This is a genomic window from Bacillus cereus ATCC 14579 (assembly GCF_000007825.1).
Classification (GTDB): domain Bacteria; phylum Bacillota; class Bacilli; order Bacillales; family Bacillaceae_G; genus Bacillus_A; species Bacillus_A cereus.
The window spans coordinates 155,001-181,420 of sequence record NC_004722.1; the positions used below are offsets into that span (position 1 = coordinate 155,001).

The following is a 26,420-nucleotide window of genomic DNA, read 5'->3' on the forward strand; positions in this document are numbered from 1 at the left end:
GCTAGCTTCGGTGGAGGCGCTGGTGGGATACCGCCCTGACTGTATTGAAATTCTAACCTACGGGTCTTATCGACCCGGGAGACAGTGTCAGGTGGGCAGTTTGACTGGGGCGGTCGCCTCCTAAAGTGTAACGGAGGCGCCCAAAGGTTCCCTCAGAATGGTTGGAAATCATTCGTAGAGTGCAAAGGCATAAGGGAGCTTGACTGCGAGACCTACAAGTCGAGCAGGGACGAAAGTCGGGCTTAGTGATCCGGTGGTTCCGCATGGAAGGGCCATCGCTCAACGGATAAAAGCTACCCCGGGGATAACAGGCTTATCTCCCCCAAGAGTCCACATCGACGGGGAGGTTTGGCACCTCGATGTCGGCTCATCGCATCCTGGGGCTGTAGTCGGTCCCAAGGGTTGGGCTGTTCGCCCATTAAAGCGGTACGCGAGCTGGGTTCAGAACGTCGTGAGACAGTTCGGTCCCTATCCGTCGTGGGCGTAGGAAATTTGAGAGGAGCTGTCCTTAGTACGAGAGGACCGGGATGGACGCACCGCTGGTGTACCAGTTGTTCTGCCAAGGGCATAGCTGGGTAGCTATGTGCGGAAGGGATAAGTGCTGAAAGCATCTAAGCATGAAGCCCCCCTCAAGATGAGATTTCCCATAGCGTAAGCTAGTAAGATCCCTGAAAGATGATCAGGTTGATAGGTTCGAGGTGGAAGCATGGTGACATGTGGAGCTGACGAATACTAATAGATCGAGGACTTAACCATATAATATGTAGCAAATGTTATCTAGTTTTGAAGGAATATATATTAAAATTTCTTTTTGACATTTCGAAAGAAATGTTTATAATGATAAAAGTCTGGTAATGATGGCAGAGAGGTCACACCCGTTCCCATACCGAACACGGAAGTTAAGCTCTCTAGCGCCGATGGTAGTTGGGACCTTGTCCCTGTGAGAGTAGGACGTTGCCAGGCTAATATTATTCCGCAGTAGCTCAGTGGTAGAGCTATCGGCTGTTAACCGATCGGTCGTAGGTTCGAGTCCTACCTGCGGAGCCATTATGCTTCCATAGCTCAGCTGGTAGAGCACTTCCATGGTAAGGAAGAGGTCACCGGTTCAAGCCCGGTTGGAAGCTTGGGAATAGGTTTAAAACTTTTTTGGCCCGTTGGTCAAGTGGTTAAGACACCGCCCTTTCACGGCGGTAACACGGGTTCGAATCCCGTACGGGTCACCACTTTTGGAGGATTAGCTCAGCTGGGAGAGCACCTGCCTTACAAGCAGGGGGTCGGCGGTTCGATCCCGTCATCCTCCACCATATATATTTAAAATGTCGGAGGGGTAGCGAAGTGGCTAAACGCGGCGGACTGTAAATCCGCTCCTTCGGGTTCGGCAGTTCGAATCTGCCCCCCTCCACCATTTTCTTTAAAATAACCTGAGAGGGTTTATTTTTTTGAAAAGATAACCATACTAGTAAATATTAATGGGCTATAGCCAAGCGGTAAGGCAACGGACTTTGACTCCGTCATGCGCTGGTTCGAATCCAGCTAGCCCAGCCATTTACGAGCCATTAGCTCAGTTGGTAGAGCATCTGACTTTTAATCAGAGGGTCGAAGGTTCGAGTCCTTCATGGCTCATCATTTTTGCGGAAGTAGTTCAGTGGTAGAATACAACCTTGCCAAGGTTGGGGTCGCGGGTTCGAATCCCGTCTTCCGCTTAATTAATAAGGGGCCTTAGCTCAGCTGGGAGAGCGCCTGCCTTGCACGCAGGAGGTCAGCGGTTCGATCCCGCTAGGCTCCATCTAAATAAAAAAGCTTACATCATACGATGTAAGCTTTTTTTGTGTTTAAAAAGACAACTTTTATACTTGTCGTTTAAAATGAAGAAAACGTAAAAATAAGGGATGGGGAGATAATTGTGAAAGTTGTTATTGCATCTGATTCATATAAAGAAAGCCTAAAAGCTATAGAAGTATGTGGAGCTATTGAAAGAGGTTTTAGAGCAATTTTTCCTAATGCAGAGTATGTGAAAATACCAATTGGAGATGGAGGAGAAGGGACGGTTGAATCACTTGTTGATGCTACAGGGGGGAGAATTATATCAATTAGTGTGACAGGACCGCTTAGAGAAGGTATACAAGCTTTTTATGGCATTTCTAAAGATAAAAAGACAGCGTTTATTGAAATGGCAGCAGCATCAGGATTACAGCACGTTCCAGTTGAAAAGCGCAACCCACTTATTACAACGACAAAAGGAACAGGAGAACTTATATTACATGCGCTAGATCAAGGAGTGGAGTACATAATTTTAGGACTTGGAGGAAGTGCTACAAATGATGGCGGGGCAGGTATGTTAGAGGCTTTAGGAGTAAGGTTTATAAATGGTAAGGGTGAAGTAATAGATCCATCTGGAGGCACATTACACTCGATTGTTACTATTGATTTTTCACGAATGGACCCACGCTTAAAGGGGGTAAAGATAGAAGCGGCATGTGATGTGGATAATCCATTAGTCGGAATGCAGGGAGCATCTTTCGTATTTGGGAGACAAAAGGGTGCAAATATAGAGATGATGAAAGAGCTAGATGAGAATTTACAACATTATGCGAATATGCTTAAACGATATGTATCTTTTGATGTATCTGAAATACCTGGTGCAGGGGCAGCGGGAGGAATGGGAGCGGCTGTTATTTCAGTGTTAAAGGGAGACTTGCGTAGGGGCATTGAAATTGTATTAGATTATACAAATTTCGATAAACATATAGAAGATGCACATCTTATTATAACTGGTGAAGGTAGAATAGATAAACAAACTGCATATGGAAAGGCTCCTGTGGGTGTTGCGGGGCGTGCAAAACGTTTTTCTGTGCCTGTAATTGCTATTGGAGGGTCTGTATCATCTGATTGTTCAGCTGTGTACGAGAAAGGAATAGATGCGGTATTTAGTATCACAACGAGACCGATGACACTAGAAGAAGCATATAAAGTAGCAGAAGAAAATATTGAAATGACAACGAAGAATATTGCAACAGTATGGAAAATAGCATCAGAAAAACACTTCTAAATATAGGAGTGTTTTATTATTATTATTTAATAATAGTGATTGCGATTGTTTCATTAAGTTAACTTTATACATAGAATAGTCTTAAAATTTGGTTTTCAACGTGAATATAAGTGAATAAATTGTATATCCATACAGAAAAATGTCGAGTTGAGTCAGACTATATAAAAGATTTAAAATATTTAGTGAAGGCATAAAAGGGGGATACTATCTATGAAAAAAGAAATCTCAGTTATTGGAGTTCCAATGGATTTAGGACAGATGCGTCGTGGAGTTGATATGGGACCGAGCGCGATCCGTTATGCAGGGGTAATTGAAAGAATTGAAGAAATTGGATATGACGTTAAAGATATGGGAGATATATGTATAGAGAGAGAAAAAGAGATAGATGAAAATACAAAATTAAGAAACCTTACACAAGTTGCAACTGTATGTAATGAATTAGCAAGTAAGGTGGATCATATTATAGAAGAAGGTCGTTTTCCACTTGTATTAGGTGGTGACCATAGTATTGCTATCGGTACATTAGCTGGTGTAGCAAAACATTATAAAAACTTAGGCGTTATTTGGTATGATGCACACGGTGATTTAAATACAGAGGAAACTTCACCATCTGGAAATATTCATGGTATGTCACTTGCAGCAAGTTTAGGTTATGGACATTCTTCACTTGTAGATTTATACGGAGCATATCCAAAGGTGAAAAAAGAGAATGTCGTAATTATCGGTGCGCGTGCATTGGATGAAGGAGAAAAAGATTTCATTCGCAATGAAGGTATTAAAGTGTTCTCAATGCATGAAATTGATCGTATGGGGATGACGGCTGTGATGGAAGAAACAATCGCATATTTATCTCATACCGATGGTGTACACTTATCATTAGATTTAGATGGTCTTGATCCTCATGATGCACCAGGTGTTGGAACGCCTGTAATTGGCGGTCTATCTTATCGTGAAAGTCATTTGGCGATGGAAATGTTAGCAGAAGCTGATATTATCACATCTGCTGAATTTGTTGAGGTAAATACGATTTTAGATGAGAGAAATAGAACGGCAACAACAGCAGTTGCTTTAATGGGTTCTTTATTCGGTGAAAAACTAAAATAAATGTAAGAAAAGCAACTGAGAAGTTGCTTTTTTTATTTGAAAATAAGCGTATAATAATGATTTATATTATACTGTACAATAAAAATGTTTGACATCTTACCAATTTGAGCTAAAGGGGGTTGTTTGTAATTGTCGTTTGTTTCATGTATGGTATAATTAACTAGTTGTTGGAAATACATACAGATAGAGCATAAAACAATATTTCAATATATGGATAGAATTGCTCGTAAGTAGGAGGAAGGGATAGCATGCCTTTTGAAGATACGACCATTTTGAAATATCTTAGTACGGCATTAGATATTGCCATTGTATGGTTTATTATATATAAGCTAATTCTTATAATCCGAGGGACGAAAGCTGTTCAACTTTTAAAAGGGATTACAGTTATTATCGTCGTTAAGATGATCAGTATTTTCCTTGAATTGCGTACGCTATCTTGGCTAACTGAACAAGTATTAACGTGGGGATTTTTAGCCGTTATTATTATCTTTCAGCCAGAATTGCGAAGAGCACTTGAGCAGCTAGGGCGCGGGAGTTTATTTTCGCGTGTTGGAACGCATGAGGATGATGAACCTGAAATGGTTGCAACAGCGATAGCAAAAGCAACCGAATATATGGGGAAACGTAGAATTGGTGCATTAATTACTTTGTCAAAAGAGACCGGTATGGGTGATTATGTGGAAACGGGTATTCCGCTTAATGCAAACGTATCATCGGAATTACTTATTAATATTTTTATTCCAAATACACCTCTTCATGACGGAGCGGTAATTATGCAAGGAAGTACAATTAAAGCAGCAGCATGCTATCTTCCATTATCAGAAAGTCCGTTTATTTCTAAAGAATTAGGAACTAGACATCGTGCTGCAATGGGAGTTAGTGAAGTTACTGATAGTATTACAGTAGTTGTGTCTGAAGAAACTGGTCAAATTTCTTTAACGAAAAATGGTAAGTTGCATCGTGATTTGAAGACAGAACAGCTGAAAGATATGTTATTAGCTGAATTTAGTGGAAACGAAAAAACGACTTCTTCGTCTTTATGGAATTGGAGGAGAAAGCGTCATGGATAAGTTAATGGAGAATCATTGGTTTTTAAAAGGGATCTCATTACTATTGGCGTGTATGCTTTTTATGTCAGCGACGTTAACTGAAAAAAATACGACATCAGGTATATTACCTTTTGCAAATGATACGAAAGAAACATTAACTAATTATGCTATTAATCTTAAGTATGATGAGGAGAAATATATTGTAAGTGGTATTCCAGCAGAGGGCGTTAAAGTAAAATTAGAAGGCCCAAAAGCATCAGTTGCTACAGCAAAAGCAAAAAAACAATTTGACATACCGGTTGATTTGCGAGATAGTCCAAAAGGAACTTATGAGATTTCTTTAAAAACGAACGGGCTTCCAGATGATGTGAAAGGAACAGTTCAGCCATCAACAATTAAAGTTACTCTTCATGAAAAGGCGAGAAAATATGTTCATGTAGATCTGAAATTATCAAATGAGGATCAGATGCCAGCGGGGGCTACTCTAGAAAAATCAAGCCTTAAACCGGATACTGTTGAGGTAGTTGGGACGAAAGAAGAAATTGAAAGCATTTCCTCTGCCAAAGCGTATGTTGATTTAAAAGGTGTTAATAAAACTGTTACAAAAACGCCCGAAGTTACATTATACAATAAAGAAGGAAAACGTTTAAATGTAAGAACAAGTCCATCTAAGATTAGTGTAACGTTGAATGTGGCAACGCAAACTACAGCCAATAATACTGAAAAAACTGTTCCTGTAACGTATACGAAGAAGGGGAGTTTAGCAGAAGGATTGGCGGTTACAAATATCAGTGTTGAACCGAGAGAAGTAACGATAGCTGGTCCAAAAGATATTTTGGATAATATACAATCGCTAGAGGGGGTCGAAGTAGATCTTAGTCAATTGACAGAGTCTACAACATTCGATGCCTCTGTTTTATTACCCAAGGGTGTAACAAGTGCAAAACCGAATCAAGTGAAGGTTTCGGTGGGAGTGCAAAAAACAAAACAAACGAAAACAAAAACGATTGATGGTATCCCAATCCAGAAAAATGGACTGTCTAAAGATGTTACTGCTCAGCTACTTTCGCCACAAGATGGAAAGATAAGTGTTGATATTTCAGGAGAAGCAAGTATAGTAGATAAAATAACAGCTGCTCAAATAACAGCGGTAATTAATCTGCAAAATGTATCCTCAGGGACGAAAGATATTTCCATTCAAGTGAGCGGTCCTGGTAATATTTCAATAGAGCCAAAACAAAAAAGTGCTAAAGTTACTATTGTGAAGAAAGAAAAACCAGATAAAGAAGTACAGGGTAATGGTCAACAACCGGATTCAAATACGGATCAAGAAAATCAAAATGAGAAACCAAAAAATCCTGAACCTGATTCAGAAAAAGAACAGGAAAAGAATCAAAACCAAAATCAAAATCAAGATAAAGATAAAGAAACGAGTCAAGAACCAACAGTTGATAATCAAAAAGAGCAAGAAAAAGGAGCGAATCATAATGGGTAAATATTTTGGTACAGATGGAGTACGCGGAGTTGCAAATAAGGAGTTAACACCTGAATTAGCTTTCAAAATTGGACGTTTTGGTGGTTATGTATTAACAAAAGATACAGATCGTCCAAAAGTAATTATCGGTCGTGATACACGTGTATCTGGTCATATGTTAGAAGGAGCTTTAGTAGCAGGTCTATTATCAACTGGAGCAGAAGTAATGCGCCTTGGCGTTATTTCTACACCGGGCGTTGCTTATTTAACAAAAGCACTAGATGCACAAGCGGGTGTTATGATTTCTGCATCTCATAATCCAGTACAAGATAACGGTATTAAATTCTTTGGTTCAGACGGCTTTAAATTAACAGATGAGCAAGAAGCTGAGATTGAAGCTTTATTAGACAAAGAAGTTGATGAACTACCACGTCCGACAGGTACTAATCTTGGACAAGTGAGCGATTACTTTGAAGGTGGACAAAAATATTTACAGTACATTAAACAAACTGTTGAAGAAGATTTCTCTGGCCTACATATCGCTTTAGATTGTGCACATGGTGCAACTTCTTCTCTAGCTCCATACTTATTTGCAGACCTAGAAGCTGATATTTCAACAATGGGAACTTCTCCAAACGGTATGAATATTAATGAGGGTGTAGGATCTACACATCCAGAAGGCTTAGCTGAATTGGTAAAAGAAAAAGGTGCGGATATCGGACTTGCTTTTGATGGCGATGGCGACCGTTTAATTGCTGTAGACGAAAAAGGAAACATCGTTGACGGTGATCAAATTATGTTCATTTGTGCGAAATATATGAAAGAAACTGGTCAATTAAAACATAATACAGTTGTTTCAACTGTTATGAGTAACTTAGGTTTCTACAAGGCACTTGAAGCAAATAATATTACAAGTGATAAAACAGCAGTTGGTGACCGCTACGTAATGGAAGAAATGAAGCGTGGAGGTTACAACCTAGGTGGAGAACAATCAGGCCATATTATCTTACTTGATTACATTACAACTGGTGATGGAATGTTAAGTGCACTTCAACTTGTAAACATCATGAAAATGACGAAAAAGCCATTATCTGAGCTTGCAGGAGAAATGACGAAATTCCCACAATTGTTAGTAAACGTTCGTGTAACAGATAAAAAATTAGCATTAGAAAATGAAAAAATTAAAGAAATTATTCGTGTTGTAGAGGAAGAAATGAACGGTGATGGCCGTATTCTTGTTCGTCCATCTGGAACAGAGCCACTTATTCGTGTAATGGCAGAAGCACCAACACAAGAAGTTTGTGATGCATATGTACATCGCATTGTAGAAGTTGTGAAAGCTGAAGTTGGCGCTGAATAATTAGCTGAATTTATATGAAAAAGGAGCACAAAAAGTGCTCCTTTTTCATATGTTTTATAGACGATGAAAAAAATTTCATTGACGGTTTATCCATGTTTGTTATAAGATGGTCTTGTTCTTTTTCTCAAAGGAAATATTGTAAATTATAAAAGCGCCAGAACTACAAATAGTGTAGTTGACGAGGTGGGGTTTATCGAGATTTCGGCGGATGACTCCCGGTTGTTCATCACAACCGCAAGCTTTTACTTAAATCATTAAGGTGACTTAGTGGACAAAGGTGAAAGTGTGATGAGAGAAGAGGCACGGATGAAAACTAGCTGTATAAGTATATACGGACTTAAACCCAATCGAGAGGAAGGTGAAAGCCGTTCCAAGCTTACAGGGCTAGCAATATGTAATCCGTTTTTTAGTATAAATAAAAATGGTATCGGACTATGTCGTTACATGTTCGCAGAGCAGTGTAAGCATTTGTAACGGCGACTAAACATGTGTGGAATCGTAGGATTTATTGGAGAGCAAGATGCAAAGGAAATTTTATTAAAAGGTTTAGAAAAGCTAGAATATCGTGGATATGATTCAGCAGGTATTGCAGTACAAGCAGAGAACGGTGTTGTTGTATACAAAGAAAAAGGCCGTATCGCAAAACTTCGTGAAATCGTAGATGAGAACGTAGCAGCAAGCGTGGGTATCGGACACACACGCTGGGCTACACACGGTGTTCCAAGTAAAGTAAACGCGCATCCGCATCAAAGTACATCAAAACGCTTTACATTAGTTCATAACGGTGTAATTGAAAACTATGAATTAGTGAAAAAGGAATATTTACAAGATGTAACGTTCGTAAGTGAAACAGATACAGAGGTTATCGTACAGCTTATGGAACAACAAGTGAGCACAGGATTAAGTGTAGAAGAAGCGTTCCGTAATACGCTATCTCTTTTACATGGCTCTTATGCAATCGGATTACTTGATGCTGAAAATCCAAACATGATTTATGTTGCTAAAAACAAAAGCCCGCTATTAGTAGGTGTTGGTGACAACTTTAATGTTGTGGCAAGCGACGCTATGGCGATGTTACAAGTTACAGATCAATTTATTGAGTTAATGGATAAAGAAATCGTAATCGTAACGAAAGAAAGTATTACAATTAAAAACTTACAAGGTGAAACGATTGAACGTGCACCGTTTACAGCGGAATTAGACGCAAGTGATATTGAAAAGGGAACATATCCTCATTTCATGCTTAAAGAAATCGATGAACAACCACTTGTAATCCGTAATATAATTCAAAAGTATCAAGATGAAAATGGCGAAATTGAATTAAATCAAGACATCCGCAATGCGATCTTAGATAGCGATCGTATTTACATCATTGCATGTGGAACGAGTTATCATGCAGGTCTTGTTGGAAAACAATTTATCGAGAAGTTTGCAAAAATGCCAGTTGAAGTACATGTGGCAAGTGAATTCTCTTACAACATGCCATTATTAACAGAAAGACCATTCTTCATTTACATTTCACAAAGTGGTGAAACAGCTGATAGCCGTGCAGTACTTGTGCAAACAAATGAAATGGGCCATAAAGCATTAACAATTACAAACGTGCCTGGTTCTACGCTTTCTCGTGAAGCTGATTATACACTTCCGTTATACGCTGGACCAGAAATTGCAGTTGCATCAACGAAAGCTTACACAGCACAGCTTGCAGTACTTTCAATTTTAGCGGCTGATATTGCTAAAGCAAAAGGTGAAGTTCTTGATTTCGATTTAACACATGAACTAGGACTTGTAGCAAATGCAATGATAGAACTTTGTGATCAAAAAGAAGAAATGGACGCATTAGCAAAACAATTTTTAGCAACAACGCGTAACTGTTTCTTCATCGGACGTAGCGTAGACTTCTACGTAGGATTAGAAGGTGCGTTAAAACTAAAAGAAATCTCTTACATCCAAGCAGAAGGATTCGCTGGAGGAGAGTTAAAACACGGTACAATCGCTTTAATTGAAAATGGTACACCAGTTATCGCACTTGCTACACAAGAGCACGTAAACCTTGGAATTCGTGGTAACGTTAAAGAAGTAGTAGCACGCGGAGCTAACCCATGTATCATCTCAATGAAAGGCTTAGAAATGGAAGGTGACAGCTTCGTATTACCAACTGTACACGAAGCGCTAGCACCGCTAGTAGCAGTTATTCCATTACAACTTATCTCATACTACGCAGCACTTCACCGCGAGTGTGACGTTGATAAGCCACGTAACTTAGCTAAGTCTGTTACTGTTGAGTAGGAGATTGGTAGGTTAATAAGTATAGTTATACGTTTGAAATAAATTAAAACTAAGAAAAAACTCTGTAAAAATCATTTTACAGAGTTTTTTTAGTTATTTATTGTTTTACATAACAAATTGTTACTTGTTCGTCTATGTGGAAAATTTGTAACGCTTTACCATCTAAATTTTTAACCTCATATGATGAATAAATAGGTCTTTCCAATTTCACTTCTTGTCCATTTTGAGTTCCTTTTTCCACCATTAGCGTTAACTGATGGGAAGAAACGTCTGCTTGGTATGTTCCTGTTAAGTAATTATCTTTATTTGGATAAGAACCATTTGCATATGTTTCAAATGTCTTATCTGCTTTTAGGACTAACGTAGTTTTGACTCCGTCTCCGTAATCAATACCCCAATTACCTACAAGCTCTGTACCGTCTTTATAGTTGTTCTGTACATTCTTAAACTTAGCGGAATCCTCGTCTGGTGTATCAATTTTTCCTTTGAATATACCAGTTTTATCTTGGGTACTGTATGTTTTAACTGTATTACCACTAGATAAACTCGGTGAGTTAGAAGAACTAGTACCACTTGTTGTAGAAGTAGTTGTTGAACCACCCTTAGCTTCCGCTTTTAACTTATTAAATACAGGTTTCCAAATGCGTTTTGCTTCATCTAATTTATTGTTTGCTTTATCTATGATTGCATCATCCGTATCTTTAAGTGTTTTAGAGTAATCAAATAACTTCGATACTTCTTTGAAAGATTCTTTTAACTTTTGAACAGCTTTTACAATTTCCTTATGATCTTCCTTGTATTTTCCTGGTGCATCTATACGCTCTATTTTATTAAATACTTTATCTAAGTCTTTAATACTATCTCGTACCTCTTCATTTGACTTACTTCCCTTTTTATTATCCCTCACAGAAGCATCATAGTAATCTAGACGTCTTAATAAGTCTTCTTCAATGTCTACCATAAGTTGTGGGTAATCCTCAGGCAAAACCATAATCATCTTAACATCTTTACTTTCTTCTTTTGAGTTAGTTGATTTTTCCTTTGTTTCAGATGATTTACCTTCTGTCTTAGTTTCTTTACTTTCTTGTTTACCAGATTCAGCATTTGTTTTTTCTTTTTCTCCAAATAAATTTGTTACACTACAAGCTGACATAGAAACTACTAATCCAGATGCTAGTAAAATTTTACCGGTACTCTTTTTGAAATTCTTCATATGATTTTTCAATTCTCCCTTTCAAAACATAAAATAGATGTGTTTTAGCCCCTTTAAAACAAAAAAACATACCCCTTCTATATTTATTTTATAATACCTTTCTATGTATAATATTTTACAATTAATTACAGGTACGGTCAAAGTTTATCTTAGTTTAACGATGTTCACAAAAAAGATGCGAAGCTCTATTCCTTCAAGTAAAGATTGTAAGTGAGTTTTGATTAAAATTTTTTTATAAAAATCTCATACTTAGTTAAAAAGAGTAATTCTATTTTGATCAAACGTTTTTTCAAAATGAATTTTTTTGTTGTTAAATAAAGATTTTTGACTTCATTGCTATCAAATTTTATTCCAAACCAATATATAGTTATAGCTTTAAAATAAATTTACAAATTTGCACCCCTTTAGATATTTTATCTAAAGGGGTGTTTTTGTGTCGAAAAAGAACATCTAGAATTGGTAAGTGGATAGAACTCCATAAATTAAAGTTTTACTTTATCGACTTCACTTTTGTTTGTCTGAATTTTCCGTTATTATTTTAAGTATTCGTGAACAATTTCATTTATTACGGCAAAAAGAGACGAGAGATTTATGGACATTTCAAGGGGGTATATTGATGAAAGTGAATGAAAAAACATATTTAAGTATAGAAGAGATTATTTCATTACCAACCGTATCAAGTACAAACATAAGTGATGATGGTAAAAACGTAGCATTTGTTAAGAAGACGGCTGATTGGAAAGACAATACATATAGGAATCATGTATGGATATATGAAAAAGATAAGAAGCAGAGTTACCCATTATCAAATGGTGATATAGATAGTACACACCCATTATGGTCTCCAGATGCTAGGTGTATCGCATATCTTAGTCCAGTTGGTGATGGGAAAAATCAGATATTTGTTAAGTCACTAGATGGTTATAGAGAGGTTCAAATTACCGATGAGAAAGAAGGAGTCAGTACATTCAAATGGGGTCCTACTGGCAAGGGTCTTTATTATGTTACGCAGTCAAAAGAATGTGAGGAGATAAAGAAACGTAAGGATCTATATGGAGATTTTCAACATATAGGTAAGGAACACCAGAATAATTGTTTATATTACATTGAAATAGAGAAGGTGATACAAAGTGATACAGATGAACACAAGAACAGAGTTGTTTATCAATTAACGGATGGTAAGGATTTTCATATCCATGAATTTGATATTTCAAATGATGGTAAAAAGGTTGTATTTATGGCGACACCAAGCTCAAATATGGCAGATTATATAAATGGAGATCTATACATACTCCATATTAAAGCTGGAGAGCTACAAAAGCTGAATGTGGATAAGTTGTTGGGAGGGAGTGTTTGCTTTTCTCCTGACGGCAGTGAAATATGTTACACAGCAAGCATAAGAGAGAAGGGTTACTATAGAAACCATATACAAGATAGTACGTTAGAGATATATGATATAAATACCGGAGAGCTAATTCAACCTTTAACAGATTTTGATAGTACGGTTATGCCATTACAGTGGACAGCTAAAGGGGTTTTAATTAGGTGGCAGAATAAAACGAATTATCTTATTGGATTGCTAGCCGAAGATGGCACTGTGGAAATATTAAGCGAAAAAGTAGATGGCTTTATAATGGATGCTTCTATAACAAAGGATGGCAAACATATATCCTACAATAAGGCTATAACAAATGAAACCTTTGAAATCTATTTAGACGATAAAAAAATAACGGATGAAAATAGCTTTTTCAAAGGGAAACTTAGAAGTAACAGGGAAATCATCTCATGGAAAAGTAGCGATGGTCTTGAAATAGAAGGTGTTTTATCAACGCCAGTAGAGTTGGACAATAATAAAAAATATCCTTTATTAGTAGTAATTCACGGCGGTCCGGCTTGGGCATCTTTTCCGATATTTTCAGACTGCTTCAATGAGAAATATCCGATTGAACAGTTTGTTGAAAAGGGCTTTATCGTTTTAGAACCAAATTACAGAGGAAGTTCAGGTTATGGTAATGAATTTTTAAAAGCTAACTATAGAAAACAGGGGATTGCTGATTACGATGATGTTATATCTGGAGTGGATGAACTAGTAGAAAAAGGGATGGTAGACAAGGATAGAGTAGGAGTTATGGGATGGAGCAACGGTGGATATGTATCAGCTTTCTGTTCTACGTTTAGTAGTCGGTTTAAAGCTATTTCAGTTGGCGGTGGAATAACTAACTGGAGTACCCATTATGTAAATACAGATATACCTTACTTTATTAGAATGTATTTAGGAAATACTCCATGGAATGATCCAGAGATATATACGAAGACATCACCTATGACGTATATTAAATCAGCTTGTACGCCTACCCTAATTCAACATGGGGAAAAGGATGCAAGAATTCCAATTACAAATGCATATGATCTATATCAAGGATTAATGGATATGGAAGTTGATACAGAATTAATTATATTTAAAGGAATGGCATATAGTTCTGACCAACCAGGAGTTCATGTGGCTATTATGAAGCAGAACTTGATGTGGTTTTCACACTATATTCTTGGAGAGAGTATGGAGGGTTTTAGGACTTTGTAAGGGATGTTTGTACAAGACATAAGGTTGAAACGGTCTTCATATTGAGATGATTTATTATAAAATATATACTTAAACTACTATCAGTACATAAATCAGGGAGGACTAATATGACAGGAAATAAAAATGACTTACTAGTAGAAAAACGTGAAGAGTTATTGAAAGTATTGCAAGCTCGTTTTGAGAAAAACATGAACCGCCATGAAGGTCTTGAATGGGCTAAAGTTGAAGCGAAGCTGACTACTAATAATGAAAAAATGTGGTCACTTAACGAAATGGAAGTAACTGGTGGTGAACCGGATGTTGTTGGTTATGATGAAGAAAAGGACGAATATACTTTCTATGATTGTTCAAAGGAGAGTCCTAAAGGCCGCAGAAGTCTTTGTTATGATCTTGAAGCGTTAGAATCAAGAAAAAAACATAAACCAGAAAATAACGTTATTGATGTTGCCAATGCTATGGGCATTGAATTATTAACGGAAGAACAGTATCGGGAATTGCAACAACTTGGCGATTTTGACATGAAATCATCAAGTTGGGTACAAACACCTTCAGATATTCGAGAACTCGGTGGTGCTTTATTTTGCGATTATCGCTTTGGACATGTTTTCGTGTACCATAATGGAGCAGACTCTTACTATGCTGCCAGAGGTTTTCGTGGCTCGTTAAAAGTTTAAATTAGGAGAAATAAGAAAAAGAGCCTATATTCAGGCTCTTTTTCTTATTTATATTTTAAAAGTAAACTGTTACTATGCAGTTTTACTTAATTTATATGTTCCGTGGTTGTTTTTACGGAAAAGTTTAGGGAAAACATAGCCATCTAATCCAATACGTCCAGCGTTCTGCCCTGCAACTAAAATGAACATAGTCAAAATAAGCAGGTTTGGGTTTACACTAACGGTTCCACTTAATAAAAATGAAAGATTCATTATGATTCCGAAAAATGCAGCTGTTTTTGTTAATCCGCCTAAAATTAAACCTAGACCTACTAAAATTTCTCCCCATTGAACTAAAAAGCTAAATAGGTCTGCGTTTGGAAGGATAAAATGTTGAAGAAAATCTGCCCACCAACTTTGTACTGCAGGGTGGTCACCTGATGCTTGAGCAATAGCACCTTTTAGAAAGCCACTTGCGTCAAAAGATTGTCCGAAGACTTTGCCTATCCCAGCAGCGAGCCATGTATACCCTATGTAAAGCCGTAAAAGTAATAATATGAAAGTAGCACGTTTATCAGTTCTTAAAAAATTGATAACCATTGAAATCCCTCCAATATTGTATTTACATGTTTATTATATATATATTGTGAATAAATTCACAATAGAGGAAATGTGAACGAATATATGTTTTGAGTAATTGTTTTATTTTTTGTAACATTTCATCTTTTTTGATAGACTAATAATAGAGATATATCAAAAGGAGGCAAAGACTCAATATGTGGAGGAACTTGTAATGATTAGAAACTAGATAGATGAATTTTTCTCTCATAAGCGAGGGTTTATTTAGTTATCTGTAAATCATTCAAGGAATGCATATTTGGCTTGTACATCCCTTTTATAAGGATAGGTGCCTATTTTATGTATCTGTCTTTTTTGTGGGAAAGTTTATATCTCTTATATAAAATATGCGTCCTTTAAACTTGGAGGAGTATATGATGAACCAATTAAAAAATAAAGTAGCAGTTATTACAGGGGTAAGTCGTCTAGACGGTATAGGCGCAGCAATTTGCAAAGAATTGGCTGAATCAGGATACGATATATTTTTTACGTATTGGACGGATTATGATAAAGAGATGCCATGGGGCGTTGAGAAAAATGAACAAATACAATTAGAAGAAGAGCTATTACAAAACGGTGTTAGAGTATCAAGCATGGAGTTAGATTTAACTCAGAATGATGCACCGAAAGAGCTTATAAATAAAGTTACTGAACAATTAGGGTACCCTCATATATTAATTAATAATGCAGCATATTCTACGAATAATGATTTCTCTACGTTGACTGCTGAAGAATTAGATAAGCATTATATGGTGAATATTCGTGCGACTACATTGCTCAGTAGTCAATTTGCCCGAGGATTTGATAAAAAATCTGGTGGTAGAATTGTGAATATGACTTCGGGGCAATTTCAAGGTCCTATGGTAGGAGAACTAGCGTATGCAACAACGAAGGGAGCTATTGATGCTCTTACTAGTACGTTGTCAGCAGAGGTAGCTCATTTAGGAATAACAGTGAATGCAATTAATCCAGGACCAACTGATACAGGATGGATGACTGAAGAGATAAAACAAGGGTTAAAGCCGATGTTTCCTTTTGGCAGAATTGGTGAGCCAAAGGATGCAGCTAGACTCATTAAATTTCTAGTAAGTGAAGAAGCTGAGTGGATTACTGGGCAAGTTATTCATTCAGAAGGTGGATTTAAAAGATAAAAAAGAAGGTATCTCACCTTGGTGAGATACCTTCTTTTTTTAATCTTTCTTCAACCTTCGTGCAATACCATTCCCTAAAGACTGTAATCCTTGAACGAGGATAATTAAAATAAAGACAGTTGCATACATTACTTCAGGTTCATAGCGTAAATGTCCGAAGCGATATGCTAAGTCCCCTAGCCCACCAGCGCCTACAAGACCAGCCATTGCTGTTGCGCCGATTAAGCCAATCGTTGCGATTGTTAATCCAAGTACAAGGGAGGGACGAGCTTCTTTAACCAGGACGTGCCAAATGATTTTTATAGTAGAGACTCCCATCGCTTGGTAGGCTTCAATGACACCGCGATCGACTTCTAGTAAAGCTGTCTCCATTAAACGTGCGATATAAGGGGCTGTGAAGACGACAAGCGGTACGATAACACCTTGTACGCCAATGGATGTTCCCATTAGAAACTTTGTAAAAGGCAAAATAAAGAATAATAGAATGATAAATGGAAGAGAGCGAATAATATTAATAATTGTATTAAGAATTGGGTAAATGATTTTATTTTCGTGCTGCCCACCAGGTCTTGTTAAAACAAGTGTGACACCAAGTGGTAGTGCAATAAGGATAGAGATGAATAGTGAAATAGATGTCATTTGAAATGTTTGAATGGTTGCTTCCCATATGACTTTACCCCATTCATCCAAAAAGGACTTGTTTCCCATAATCTGTTCTACCCCCTTCTACGATGATTCCTTGCTCTTGTAAAAATGATAAAGCGTGGTTGATTTCATTTTGTTCCCCTTGCATATGAATGACAAGTTTCCCGTATGCCTCATGTTTTAACTGTGTAATATTACCGGATAAAATATTTGGATACACTTGGAAACGTTTTGTAGCGATAGCTAACGCTGGTTCACCAGAAGAATTTCCTATAAATGAAAGTGTTACGATTTCTCCGGTTCTTTGTAGTTCTTTTTGTACTTCAGCTGGGATTTTTGCTGCAAATGCACTATTTACAAATTTCTTCGTTGTTACATGTTGTGGGTTTGTGAAGATCTCCTTCACAGTCCCGCTTTCAATTACTGCTCCATGTTCCATAACAGCAACTCGGTCGCATATACGTTGGATGACATTCATTTCATGTGTAATTAATAAAATTGTAATCCCGATTTCCTCATTAATCTTTAATAATAGGTCAAGAATAGAATCAGTTGTTTCTGGATCTAAAGCACTCGTTGCTTCGTCGCTTAATAACACTTCCGGTTCATGTGATAGTGCACGTGCAATGGCAACACGTTGTTTCTGGCCACCAGAAAGTTCACTCGGATAGGCATCTTTTCGATTAAAAAGATCGACAATACGTAAATACTTTTCTACCCTTTTTTCAATTTCTGTTTTTGGAATGCCAGCAAGCCGTAACGGTAATGCGATATTTTCATAAACGGTAACAGTTTTAAGTAAATTGAATCCTTGAAAGATCATTCCGATTTTTTGTCTCGCTTTTGCTAGTTCTTTTGCCGATAAAGTTGTTAAGTCTTGATTGTTTACAATGATATTTCCTGTCGTTGGTTTTTCTAATAAATTTACACAGCGGATTAATGTACTTTTACCAGCACCGCTATATCCGATGATTCCAAATACTTCGCCCTTTTTTACTTGGAGGGAAGTGGACTTAAGAGCTTCCACATTCACCTTTTTTGTTGTAAATACTTTGGATACATTTTTTAATTCAATCATTATCGTCAGCTCCTACCAAGACGGTAAAACAGAACCATCAAATTTTTTCTCGATAAATTCTTTTACTTCTTTAGATTGATAAGCTTTCTTTAATTTATTTACAACAACATCATCTTTATTTTCAGTACGAACAACGACCCAGTTCACATAGGGTGAATCTTTTCCTTCGCGGAAAATAGAATCTTTCGCTGGACTTAATTTTGCACCTAATGCAAAGTTTGTGTTAATTGCAGCTGCTTTCACTTCACTTAGTTGCGTTGGTAATTGAGATGCCTCTAATTCGACAATCTTTAATTTTTTTGGATTTTCAATTACATCTTTTGCAGTCGCTTTTTCTGTAGCCTTTGGATCAACTTTTAAAACCCCTGCTTTTTCAAATAATTTTAAAGCTCGAAGTTCATTCGTTGGGTCATTTGGTACAGCAATTGCATCGCCCTCTTTTAAGTCTTTTACATCTTTTATATCTTTAGAATATACACCCATAGGGAATGTTACTGTTGAAAATACTTCAGCTAATTTCATATTGCGTTCAGCTTTAAATACATCTAAATATGATTTCGTTTGGTAACTATTTACATCAAGGCTTTTTTCATCTAATGATACGTTTGGCGCTACATAATCATTAAATACTTTTATATCAATTTCGAGGCCATCTTTTGCTGCAACTTCTTTTACCTTTTCAAAAATTTGTTCATGTGGTCCACCTGTTACACCGACAGTAATCTTTTTCTCGTCTAATTCTTTTACCTCTTTATCTGAACTCACACTACATGCGCCTAATAATAATACTGCTCCGCTTACAATGCTTAATAATACCTTTTTCATCTATAAATCCCCCTTCATATACGTTCCAAAATAAAAAGCACCTCCCAAAAAATAAGAGAGGTGCCGAATAGACGAAATAGATTCCTCTCTTATCTTCCAAAACGAAAACTCGTTTTGCAGGAATTAGCACCTTAGCTTATACGTCATAAGCTCGGTTGCCGGGCATCATCGGGCCAGTCCCTCCGCCACTCTTGATAAGAGTATGTGTATGTAGTTTTGAATATGGTACTAATAGTAAATCGTACAAAAAGAATTGTCAATGATATTTTCAGAATATATTTTATTTTAAGGTAATCGAAACGTTCCCCTTTTTATGTCCTTTTTCTACATATATATGAGCTTCAGCAATTTCTTCTAATCGGTAAGTTCTATCAATAACAGGCTTTAGCTTTTCTGTTTCAGCTAGTTGTTTTAGTAGGTTCATATCTTCTTTACTGACTTTTGCCATCATTCCGTTCACAGATACATATTTTCCATTAGGCATTAATGCATCTGTACAAAGAGACTTATTATATTTTCCAACTGCATCAAATATAATATCATAGTGCTCGCCCCGCTTAGTAAAATCTTCTTTCATATAATCAATTACGTTGTCTGCCCCTAAAGCTGTTACTAAATCGAAATTCGAACTACTACAAATGGCTGTGACAGTCGCCCCGAAGTATTTCGCAAGTTGTACGGCAGCTGTCCCGACTGACCCAGAGGCGCCGTATATAAGTACTCGTTGCCCTTTTTTTATCTGTCCTTTTCTAAGGAAGTGCAATGCTGAAGTTCCGCCAAAAGGAATAACGGCAGCTTCTTCATATGTCACATTGGTAGGTTTTAATGCTATTAATCCACTTTCATGCACGCATGTGTATTCGGCATAACCACCAAGGTTTAGTTCTGTTAATGCAAAAACTTGATCTCCTTTTTTAAATTGTGTTACATCTGTTCCAATGTCTTCGATTTCACCGGATAACTCTACGCCAAGTATAGGTTTTCTCGGTTTTCTGAAACCTAATATGATCCGCATAGGAATCCAAAATAAGAGGGGGCTATTAAAGCCACGTATTCTACAATCTCCAGTCGATACACTTGTTGCGTGAATTTTAACTAATACTTCATTTTTTTTAGGTTTAGGCTTTTCTATATTTTGAAGTTGGAGAACATTAGGTGGTCCATACTTTGTGCAAATAATAGCTTTCATAATGACCTCCTGAAATGAGTTGTTATTATTTACATCATATTTAAACTTTTTCTCAAACATGTTGCTATATAGGAAATAAATTTAAAGAAGAATATTACGAATTATATAGATTTCATAGGAAAAGAGATGATATTATTTTTGGGAAGGAGGGGACGTTATGAAAAAAATTATTTTAATTTCAAGTTTAGTACTTGCAGTCGGTCTAGGAGTAGGGTGTAGTAATGAGAAAGCAAAAAAGACTGATGAACCGAAAAAAGAAGCTGTGCAGAAAGAAAAGGAATTAACAGCGAAGGATGTTTTTAATAAAGCGAATGAAGCTTTTAAAAACGAAGAAAATGTAACGATGACATATGATGTGGGAATAAAGGCTGAAGGAACAGAGATGAATGTAATAAAGGCCAAAATGCAATTAGAGCCGAAGAAAAAAAATTCTCGTTCTGAAATGAATGTTTCTGGTACTGAGGTTGTTGTTTATGATGTGGGTGGCAAAATTGCTGGTCAGTTGAAAAATCCTAATACGGGTGAAGTTATGTCTGTACCAGAGGAACAATTAAATGCTAACGGAATGAATGCGACTCAAGGAATGGTAGATAATTTAGAGATTCCATCGGAAATTTTAAATAAAGTGAAGATGGAGAAAAGTGGAGATAATTATAAGCTGAAGTTTGCATTAAAAGGGCAAGAGACAGAGAGTATGTTAGCTAGTATGGATGAAAAGCAGAAACAAATGCTACAAGGCCAAAATGCAAAGATAGAAGAAATAGATGGAGAATATATTATTACAAAAGATTTTAAATATGAATCAGCAAAGATAGATATGGTTATGAGTAGCAATGGTGAGGATAAAGCGCACATTATTACGGATGCGAAGTTTACATCGTATGATAAATTTGATCCAATACAATTGCCAGCAGCAAAGTAATCACTGTCAAGAGAGGTACCTGAAAGAACAGGTATCTCTTTTTGTTGCTAATAAGGAGAGTGTCCTTTGAAAAAAAGAAAGATAGTAGTGGTCATTGTTGCATATACGGTTTTGCTTGCAACGTCTGTACATACGTATAAAAAACAAATTGATCATCCTATTATGAGTGATGTAGGTAAATTGCTTCCGACAAAAATAAAACGTGTTGAAAGTGCTACGGAAGAGCACTCGTTAATAAAATTAGTGCGAGATGCAAAAGTTTCAGGAGAGAAAATTTCCATTGCAGGCATGCAACATAGCCAAGGAGGACAGACATATTATCCAAATGGCACGATGCTCGATATGAAAGGGTATAATAAAATATTAGAATTTGATCCAGAGAAGAAGCAGATTACAGTTCAAAGTGGTGTCACGTGGAATGATATTCAGAAGAAAATAAATCCATATGGCCTTGCGGTACAGGTCATGCAGTCTCAAAATATTTTTACTGTTGGTGGTTCATTAAGTGTAAATGTACACGGGCGTGATATTCGTCATGAGGCACTAATTGATACAGTAGATTCATTTAGATTGTTAATGGCAGATGGCACGGTACGTAATGTAAGTAGAGAAGAAAATGCAGAGTTATTTCCATATGTCATTGGGGGTTACGGTTTATTTGGAGTTATTTTAGATGTGACGCTGAAGTTAACAGATGATGAATTATATGAAATGCACACGAGAATGATAGATTATAAAGAATACGTATCTTATTTCAAAGAGAAAGTGAAAAGAGATGAAAATGTTCGTATGCACTTAGCGCGTATTTCTGTTGCTCCAAATTCATTTTTAAAAGAGATGTATGTGACAGATTATACTTTGGCACAAAATCAAAATATGAGAGAAGAGTACAGTGAATTAAAGGAAGAAAATATTATAGCGGTACCGAAATTTTTACTTGGGTTATCACGTTATAGTGATTGGGGAAAGAATACATTTTGGGATATACAAAGAGGTTATTTTGAACGTACAGATGGAAAGTATGAGACGCGTAATAATGTTATGAGATCAGATAGTGCTTTTATGGAATATGAAAATCCAAATAGGACCGAAGTGTTACAAGAATACTTTGTGCCTATAGATGCTTTCACGGAGTATATAGATGATTTACGTAACGTATTAAATGAAGAAGAGTTTAATTTACTCAACATTACGATTCGTTACGTGGAAAAGAATGAAAATGCAGTTTTGTCCTATGCGAAAGATGATATGTTTGCGCTGGTTCTTTTGATTAACCAGGGACGCTCAGAGAGTGAGATAAAGAAAACAGAGGATGTCATTCGGAAGATGATTGATGTTACTTTAAAGCATAACGGTAGTTACTATTTGCCGTACTATTCTTATCCAACGAAAGAGCAGTTAAAGAGGGCATATCCTCGTATTGAAGAATTTCTCAAGAAAAAGAAGGAAGTAGATTCAGAAGAGAGATTTGTGAATTTATTTTATAGGGAGTATACGAAATGACATATAGAAGATTTGTGGCTTCGCAAAGTATCATCATGATGGCAGGAAGTATGGTATTTCCTTTTTATATATTATTGCTTCGAAACGTTGGAAATAGCTTCTCGCAATTTGGCTGGGCGTATGGCTTATTTGCTTTAACATCAGCACTTGTATATCCACTAGTGGGAAAGATATCTGATCAAGTAGGTGATAAAAAATTATTAATCATATACGCTTGGTCCATGGCAATCTTAATGCTTTGCTTTCCGATTGCCACGGAAGTATGGCATGTATATATTCTTCAAATTGTAATGGGCATTTTAGGTGCTGTGCAGCGTAATACTGAGAAGACTTCGTTAGCACGAAAGGTTGCGCAGGAAAAGGCTGGTTATGAGATTGGAAAATACCATGTGTGGACATCCATTGGCGGAGCAGTAGCGGTTATTGCCACGGGATATTTAGTAGATTTCTTTACGATTGGTACAATTTTTTATATTGCATCTATTCTATATGTAGTGAGCGGGATTGTATTAAGTAGTAAAAAAATATAACTATTCCTATTTTCACCTTAATACCCTTTATTTGTTATACTAAAAGGGAATACAAAAGAAAAGGGGACAGTGCCTTTGATGAAATTTGTAGTTTTAGCTATTCTTACTTTGTTTTTGATTCCATGGACAAGAAGTAGTAGTAAGCTTCGAGCAGTGGATAAGAAGGGAGATAAGAAGGTTGTAAAGGGTAAGAAATCATCTATTTTAGTTATTCCTGTTTTATTTTGGATAGGTATTGCAATCTATGAATACTTTTGGCTAATTGATGATCGGGTAGACTCGATTCTTACTCATTATTCTGTTGCAGTAGCAATTTTAATTGGGCTTGTTTTATTTTCACAAGATCAAATAGGGAAATTAGAAGGTACATTAAAAGGACTTTTAATGTTTATTTTACTCGCAAGTTACGGCTACTTTGGTTATTTGCACGATATAGTAATCTCGCAAAAGAAATATGATTCTGTTGTTAAGATAGAGAAAGATATTTCAGAGCCATTTACTGAAAATGACCAGCCGTTTACAGTGCCGCCAAAGACAGCGGAGAATAAGATGAAAAAAGTATTTGGTGATATTCCGAAAGTAGCTTATTTTGAGCTAGGAGAATTAACGCCACAAATGGTAAACGGCGAGGCTTTATATGTAGCGCCGATTGAAGTTTCAGGATTTTTTAAAGCGCGTAAAGCTGAGACAATACCAGGGTATGTAACGATGTCAGGTACGAATCCTGATGCGGAAGCGAAACTGCACCTCGGTTATAAAATGAAATATGTGCCAAGCATGTTTTTTGGTAATAATTTAGAGCGTGTGGTAAGGCAAGCAGAACCAAATTTAATCTTTAAAGGAAAACCTAAATTTGAGGTTGATGATAAAGGAAAACCATATTATACAATGACGTATGGTGAATTTATTTCAGGAAGATCTGGATTTGAGGTAGAAGGTGTTGTCGTAGTAGATGCACAAACAGGTGAAGTGAAAAGATATGATAAAGGAAAGGCACCTAAATTTGTTGATGGTGTATTAAATCATGAGACTGCATCTACGTTAAATACGTACTTTGGTAAATATATTCACGGATTTTGGAATACGAAATTCTCACAAACAGATATGAAAATTCCGACTGAGTGGGGAACGAAAGAAGGCGTGACCCCGATCTTTGGTAAAGATGGAACACTGTATTATTTTACAGACTTTACTTCTCCAAAAGAAGGAGTAGATTCAGCCCTAGGATATTCATTAGTAGATGCACGCACAGGCAAGCTATATTACTATAATGGAAAAGAAGTAAAGGGGATTATGGATGGTTCAGCAGCTACAGAAGTAGTAGATAATTCCTTTAAGAGAGAGAAATGGCATGGGACAATGCCTGTCATTTATAACGTATACGGTAAACCAGCTTGGATTATTCCGGTTGTTGATGACGGAGGCCTAGTACGTGCACATACAGTTGTATATGCTGCTAATGCAAAAATATTTGCGACAGGTTCTTCGCAGAAAGAAGCGCTTGAGAATTATAAAAATGTAATGAGCGGTAATGGTGATACATTTAGACCAACCTCAACAGGAAAAGAAGCGCAAAAAGAAGGTATTGTACAACGTGTATATAAAGAAAAATCAGGTGAAAATACAATCGTGTACGTACTTTTAGAGAATGAACAAAAGGTATTTATGATACCGGTGAAGAAATTCCCATATGCTATGTTTACAGAAGTAGGAGACCCAATTCAAATTACATATTTAGATACGGGAGAGATGATGTCCTCAGTATCTAAATTTACGAATAGCAATGTGAAAAAGTAAAGCGATAGAATTTCTATCGCTTTTTTTACATTATGAAAGAGGAAAATGCGCTGTACTTGACGTATGTTTATGATGTAACTATAATTGTTACGATTCAGTTTGTATAGGAAAGGGTGAATTGAAAAAGTGAATGAAGTTAATCACGAAATATATAAACCTGTAAAGGCAAACAGGTTATGGATGATTCTTGTATTAGGAACACTTACGGCGATTGGACCATTATCTATTGATATGTATTTGCCTTCATTACCGAAGTTAACGGATGATTTGCAAACAGGTGCATCCCTCGCGCAGCTTACATTAACAGCTTGTTTGCTTGGGCTGTCAGTAGGACAATTATTTGTTGGCTCAATTAGTGATATTTACGGAAGACGCAAACCTCTTATTATTGCTCTTATTATTTATGTTGCTTCTTCTTTACTTTGTGCTGTTGCGCCATCTATTTGGACATTAGTGTTATTGCGCTTCCTACAAGGAGCTTCAGGATCAGCCGGGATTGTTATATCACGTGCGATGGTACGTGATATGTATTCAGGTTCTGAAATGACGAAGTTTTTCTCACTGCTTATGTTAGTAAACGGAGCAGCGCCTATTTTGGCACCGATTATTGGGGGGCAATTATTACAGTTTACAACGTGGCGCGGTGTTTTCATCGTTCTTGGAGCAATTAGCGTATTCATGTTAATCTCAGCTACTTTTGTATTGCGTGAAACATTACCTCCTGAAGAAAGAGAAACGGGTGGTTTGTCAGGGACTTTGGCGACGTACGGAAAATTGTTAAAGGACCGTCTGTTTATGGGATATGCATTGTCACAAGGATTAGTAACAGCGGCAATGTTTGCATACATTTCGGGCTCACCATTTGTGTTGCAGAACATATACGGAGCATCACCACAGCAATTTAGTTTATTCTTTGCGATTAACGGCATCGGTATTATTATTGCTAGTCAGGTAACGGGTCGTTTAGCGGGGAAAGTGAATGAGAAGACATTATTTGTTGCTGGTATTATTATCGCAGCTGTTGGTGGCCTATCTTTACTACTTACAATCGTACTAGGAATAGGTTTAATCGGTGTTTTATGTTCGTTATTCCTTGTTGTATCAAGTGTCGGGGTTGTATCAACAACTGGGTTCTCATTAGCGATGAGAAATCAGAAGCAAGCTGCAGGAACAGCATCAGCTTTATTGGGCTTATTACAGTTCATTTCAGGAGCTCTTGTTGCGCCGCTAGTAGGTATCGGTGGAAGTAATACAGCATTACCGATGGGGGTTGTTATTGCGCTTTGTGAAGTAGGAGCAGTGTTATGTTATCTATTTATGGCCAGAAGAAGTGAGAAGCAGTTTGAACTGCAGCAAAAACAAAATTTAGAGGCTTAACAAAAAAGAACTG

At 36.9% G+C, this 26,420-nt stretch carries 21 protein-coding genes, 9 tRNA genes, 2 rRNA genes and 1 riboswitch (1 of these 33 only partly in view); of the genes, 26 read left to right on the forward strand and 6 right to left on the reverse strand.

The window, feature by feature from the left end; all coding sequences use genetic code 11:
* From BC_RS00885 to glmS, 18 genes are all read left to right on the forward strand, one after another.
* Positions 1-756 (forward strand): 23S ribosomal RNA (locus BC_RS00885); it begins 2,166 nt to the left of the window's first position.
* A 91-nt stretch (positions 757-847) separates the two neighbouring features.
* Positions 848-963 (forward strand): 5S ribosomal RNA (gene rrf, locus BC_RS00890).
* 9 nt (positions 964-972) lie between these two features.
* Positions 973-1,047, forward strand: a tRNA-Asn gene (locus tag BC_RS00895).
* Between the two features lie 4 nt (positions 1,048-1,051).
* Positions 1,052-1,124: transfer RNA gene (locus BC_RS00900), tRNA-Thr, on the forward strand.
* A 24-nt stretch (positions 1,125-1,148) separates the two neighbouring features.
* Positions 1,149-1,223, forward strand: a tRNA-Glu gene (locus BC_RS00905).
* Positions 1,224-1,228: 5 nt separating this feature from the next.
* Positions 1,229-1,304: transfer RNA gene (locus BC_RS00910), tRNA-Val, on the forward strand.
* Positions 1,305-1,321: 17 nt separating this feature from the next.
* A tRNA-Tyr gene (locus BC_RS00915) sits at positions 1,322-1,405 on the forward strand.
* A gap of 65 nt (positions 1,406-1,470) precedes the next feature.
* A tRNA-Gln gene (locus BC_RS00920) sits at positions 1,471-1,545 on the forward strand.
* A 5-nt stretch (positions 1,546-1,550) separates the two neighbouring features.
* Positions 1,551-1,623, forward strand: a tRNA-Lys gene (locus BC_RS00925).
* 8 nt (positions 1,624-1,631) lie between these two features.
* Positions 1,632-1,703: transfer RNA gene (locus tag BC_RS00930), tRNA-Gly, on the forward strand.
* A gap of 10 nt (positions 1,704-1,713) precedes the next feature.
* Positions 1,714-1,786 (forward strand) — tRNA-Ala (locus tag BC_RS00935).
* Positions 1,787-1,903: 117 nt separating this feature from the next.
* Positions 1,904-3,049: a glycerate kinase gene (locus BC_RS00940; protein WP_000869588.1), complete on the forward strand. Its 1,146-nt coding sequence runs from the start codon at positions 1,904-1,906 to the stop codon at positions 3,047-3,049.
* A gap of 210 nt (positions 3,050-3,259) precedes the next feature.
* The gene (rocF, locus tag BC_RS00945; protein ID WP_000711563.1) at positions 3,260-4,153 is read left to right on the forward strand and encodes an arginase; all 894 of its coding nucleotides are present in this window, start codon (positions 3,260-3,262) and stop codon (positions 4,151-4,153) included.
* A gap of 248 nt (positions 4,154-4,401) precedes the next feature.
* Positions 4,402-5,223, forward strand: a complete 822-nt coding sequence (cdaA, locus tag BC_RS00950) for a diadenylate cyclase CdaA (protein ID WP_001115697.1) — start codon at positions 4,402-4,404, stop codon at positions 5,221-5,223.
* Positions 5,216-6,697, forward strand: coding sequence for a CdaR family protein (locus BC_RS00955; RefSeq protein WP_000359601.1), 1,482 nt, complete (start codon positions 5,216-5,218; stop codon positions 6,695-6,697). The genes cdaA and BC_RS00955 overlap by 8 nt, the downstream gene beginning before the upstream one ends.
* Positions 6,690-8,036, forward strand: coding sequence for a phosphoglucosamine mutase (glmM, locus tag BC_RS00960; protein ID WP_000521476.1), 1,347 nt, complete (start codon positions 6,690-6,692; stop codon positions 8,034-8,036). Before BC_RS00955 ends, glmM begins: the two co-directional genes overlap by 8 nt.
* A gap of 288 nt (positions 8,037-8,324) precedes the next feature.
* Positions 8,325-8,510: a hypothetical protein gene (locus BC_RS27900; protein WP_164928321.1), complete on the forward strand. Its 186-nt coding sequence runs from the start codon at positions 8,325-8,327 to the stop codon at positions 8,508-8,510.
* Positions 8,511-8,522: 12 nt separating this feature from the next.
* Positions 8,523-10,325, forward strand: coding sequence for a glutamine--fructose-6-phosphate transaminase (isomerizing) (gene glmS / locus BC_RS00970; RefSeq protein ID WP_000334164.1), 1,803 nt, complete (start codon positions 8,523-8,525; stop codon positions 10,323-10,325).
* Positions 10,326-10,422: 97 nt separating this feature from the next.
* Here glmS and BC_RS00975 read toward each other — a convergent pair whose 3' ends face one another.
* Entirely contained in the window at positions 10,423-11,550 is a 1,128-nt protein-coding gene (locus BC_RS00975; protein ID WP_011109777.1) for a DUF3994 domain-containing protein, read from the reverse strand.
* 604 nt (positions 11,551-12,154) lie between these two features.
* Between BC_RS00975 and BC_RS00980 the strand changes: the two genes are divergently transcribed.
* Together BC_RS00980 and BC_RS00985 are read left to right on the forward strand one after the other, a co-directional pair.
* Entirely contained in the window at positions 12,155-14,119 is a 1,965-nt protein-coding gene (locus BC_RS00980; protein WP_000867229.1) for a S9 family peptidase, read from the forward strand.
* Positions 14,120-14,226: 107 nt separating this feature from the next.
* A complete protein-coding gene (locus tag BC_RS00985) occupies positions 14,227-14,793 on the forward strand; it encodes a DUF4256 domain-containing protein (protein ID WP_000147394.1) in 567 nt (188 codons plus the stop codon).
* A 72-nt stretch (positions 14,794-14,865) separates the two neighbouring features.
* Here the strand turns inward: BC_RS00985 and BC_RS00990 are convergent, their stop codons facing one another.
* The gene (locus BC_RS00990; RefSeq protein ID WP_000236362.1) at positions 14,866-15,372 is read right to left on the reverse strand and encodes a DoxX family membrane protein; all 507 of its coding nucleotides are present in this window, start codon (positions 15,370-15,372) and stop codon (positions 14,866-14,868) included.
* 392 nt (positions 15,373-15,764) lie between these two features.
* Here BC_RS00990 and BC_RS00995 point away from each other — a divergent pair, with 392 nt between their 5' ends.
* Positions 15,765-16,541, forward strand: coding sequence for an SDR family oxidoreductase (locus BC_RS00995; RefSeq protein WP_033684235.1), 777 nt, complete (start codon positions 15,765-15,767; stop codon positions 16,539-16,541).
* A gap of 39 nt (positions 16,542-16,580) precedes the next feature.
* Here the strand turns inward: BC_RS00995 and BC_RS01000 are convergent, their stop codons facing one another.
* The 4 genes from BC_RS01000 to BC_RS01015 all read right to left on the reverse strand — a co-directional run bounded on the left by BC_RS01000 (position 16,581) and on the right by BC_RS01015 (position 20,278).
* Positions 16,581-17,249 carry a methionine ABC transporter permease gene (locus tag BC_RS01000; protein WP_000527135.1) on the reverse strand — a complete coding sequence of 223 codons (669 nt, stop codon included), beginning with the start codon at positions 17,247-17,249 and terminating at the stop codon, positions 16,581-16,583.
* Positions 17,224-18,264, reverse strand: coding sequence for a methionine ABC transporter ATP-binding protein (locus BC_RS01005; RefSeq protein WP_000571370.1), 1,041 nt, complete (start codon positions 18,262-18,264; stop codon positions 17,224-17,226). Before BC_RS01005 ends, BC_RS01000 begins: the two co-directional genes overlap by 26 nt.
* 12 nt (positions 18,265-18,276) lie before the next feature.
* On the reverse strand, positions 18,277-19,089 hold the full coding sequence (locus BC_RS01010) for a MetQ/NlpA family ABC transporter substrate-binding protein (protein WP_000756995.1): 813 nt from the start codon (positions 19,087-19,089) through the stop codon (positions 18,277-18,279).
* An 86-nt stretch (positions 19,090-19,175) separates the two neighbouring features.
* Positions 19,176-19,290, reverse strand: a riboswitch (SAM riboswitch).
* A gap of 79 nt (positions 19,291-19,369) precedes the next feature.
* Positions 19,370-20,278: an NAD(P)-dependent alcohol dehydrogenase gene (locus BC_RS01015; protein ID WP_000643856.1), complete on the reverse strand. Its 909-nt coding sequence runs from the start codon at positions 20,276-20,278 to the stop codon at positions 19,370-19,372.
* A gap of 157 nt (positions 20,279-20,435) precedes the next feature.
* Between BC_RS01015 and BC_RS01020 the strand changes: the two genes are divergently transcribed.
* From BC_RS01020 to BC_RS01040, 5 genes are all read left to right on the forward strand, one after another.
* The gene (locus BC_RS01020; RefSeq protein ID WP_000720580.1) at positions 20,436-21,200 is read left to right on the forward strand and encodes a DUF6612 family protein; all 765 of its coding nucleotides are present in this window, start codon (positions 20,436-20,438) and stop codon (positions 21,198-21,200) included.
* Between the two features lie 66 nt (positions 21,201-21,266).
* Positions 21,267-22,703, forward strand: coding sequence for an FAD-binding oxidoreductase (locus BC_RS01025; RefSeq protein WP_000746311.1), 1,437 nt, complete (start codon positions 21,267-21,269; stop codon positions 22,701-22,703).
* A complete protein-coding gene (locus BC_RS01030; RefSeq protein ID WP_000222361.1) occupies positions 22,700-23,233 on the forward strand; it encodes an MFS transporter in 534 nt (177 codons plus the stop codon). Before BC_RS01025 ends, BC_RS01030 begins: the two co-directional genes overlap by 4 nt.
* A gap of 78 nt (positions 23,234-23,311) precedes the next feature.
* The gene (locus BC_RS01035; protein WP_000674040.1) at positions 23,312-25,030 is read left to right on the forward strand and encodes a DUF3981 domain-containing protein; all 1,719 of its coding nucleotides are present in this window, start codon (positions 23,312-23,314) and stop codon (positions 25,028-25,030) included.
* 117 nt (positions 25,031-25,147) lie between these two features.
* The gene (locus BC_RS01040; protein WP_224200803.1) at positions 25,148-26,407 is read left to right on the forward strand and encodes a multidrug effflux MFS transporter; all 1,260 of its coding nucleotides are present in this window, start codon (positions 25,148-25,150) and stop codon (positions 26,405-26,407) included.
* Positions 26,408-26,420 lie beyond the last annotated feature (13 nt).

Bases quoted from the DNA above. Each gene is read 5' to 3' on its own strand.
- rocF (WP_000711563.1), top strand. From the start codon at position 3,260: ATGAAAAAAGAAATCTCAGTTATTGGAGTTCCAATGGATTTAGGACAG.
- cdaA (WP_001115697.1), top strand. From the start codon at position 4,402: ATGCCTTTTGAAGATACGACCATTTTGAAATATCTTAGTACGGCATTA.
- BC_RS00955 (WP_000359601.1), top strand. From the start codon at position 5,216: ATGGATAAGTTAATGGAGAATCATTGGTTTTTAAAAGGGATCTCATTA.
- glmM (WP_000521476.1), top strand. From the start codon at position 6,690: ATGGGTAAATATTTTGGTACAGATGGAGTACGCGGAGTTGCAAATAAG.
- BC_RS27900 (WP_164928321.1), top strand. From the start codon at position 8,325: ATGAGAGAAGAGGCACGGATGAAAACTAGCTGTATAAGTATATACGGA.
- glmS (WP_000334164.1), top strand. From the start codon at position 8,523: ATGTGTGGAATCGTAGGATTTATTGGAGAGCAAGATGCAAAGGAAATT.
- BC_RS00980 (WP_000867229.1), top strand. From the start codon at position 12,155: ATGAAAGTGAATGAAAAAACATATTTAAGTATAGAAGAGATTATTTCA.
- BC_RS00985 (WP_000147394.1), top strand. From the start codon at position 14,227: ATGACAGGAAATAAAAATGACTTACTAGTAGAAAAACGTGAAGAGTTA.
- BC_RS00990 (WP_000236362.1), bottom strand. From the start codon at position 15,372: ATGGTTATCAATTTTTTAAGAACTGATAAACGTGCTACTTTCATATTA.
- BC_RS00995 (WP_033684235.1), top strand. From the start codon at position 15,765: ATGATGAACCAATTAAAAAATAAAGTAGCAGTTATTACAGGGGTAAGT.
- BC_RS01000 (WP_000527135.1), bottom strand. From the start codon at position 17,249: ATGGGAAACAAGTCCTTTTTGGATGAATGGGGTAAAGTCATATGGGAA.
- BC_RS01005 (WP_000571370.1), bottom strand. From the start codon at position 18,264: ATGATTGAATTAAAAAATGTATCCAAAGTATTTACAACAAAAAAGGTG.
- BC_RS01010 (WP_000756995.1), bottom strand. From the start codon at position 19,089: ATGAAAAAGGTATTATTAAGCATTGTAAGCGGAGCAGTATTATTATTA.
- BC_RS01015 (WP_000643856.1), bottom strand. From the start codon at position 20,278: ATGAAAGCTATTATTTGCACAAAGTATGGACCACCTAATGTTCTCCAA.
- BC_RS01020 (WP_000720580.1), top strand. From the start codon at position 20,436: ATGAAAAAAATTATTTTAATTTCAAGTTTAGTACTTGCAGTCGGTCTA.
- BC_RS01030 (WP_000222361.1), top strand. From the start codon at position 22,700: ATGACATATAGAAGATTTGTGGCTTCGCAAAGTATCATCATGATGGCA.
- BC_RS01035 (WP_000674040.1), top strand. From the start codon at position 23,312: ATGAAATTTGTAGTTTTAGCTATTCTTACTTTGTTTTTGATTCCATGG.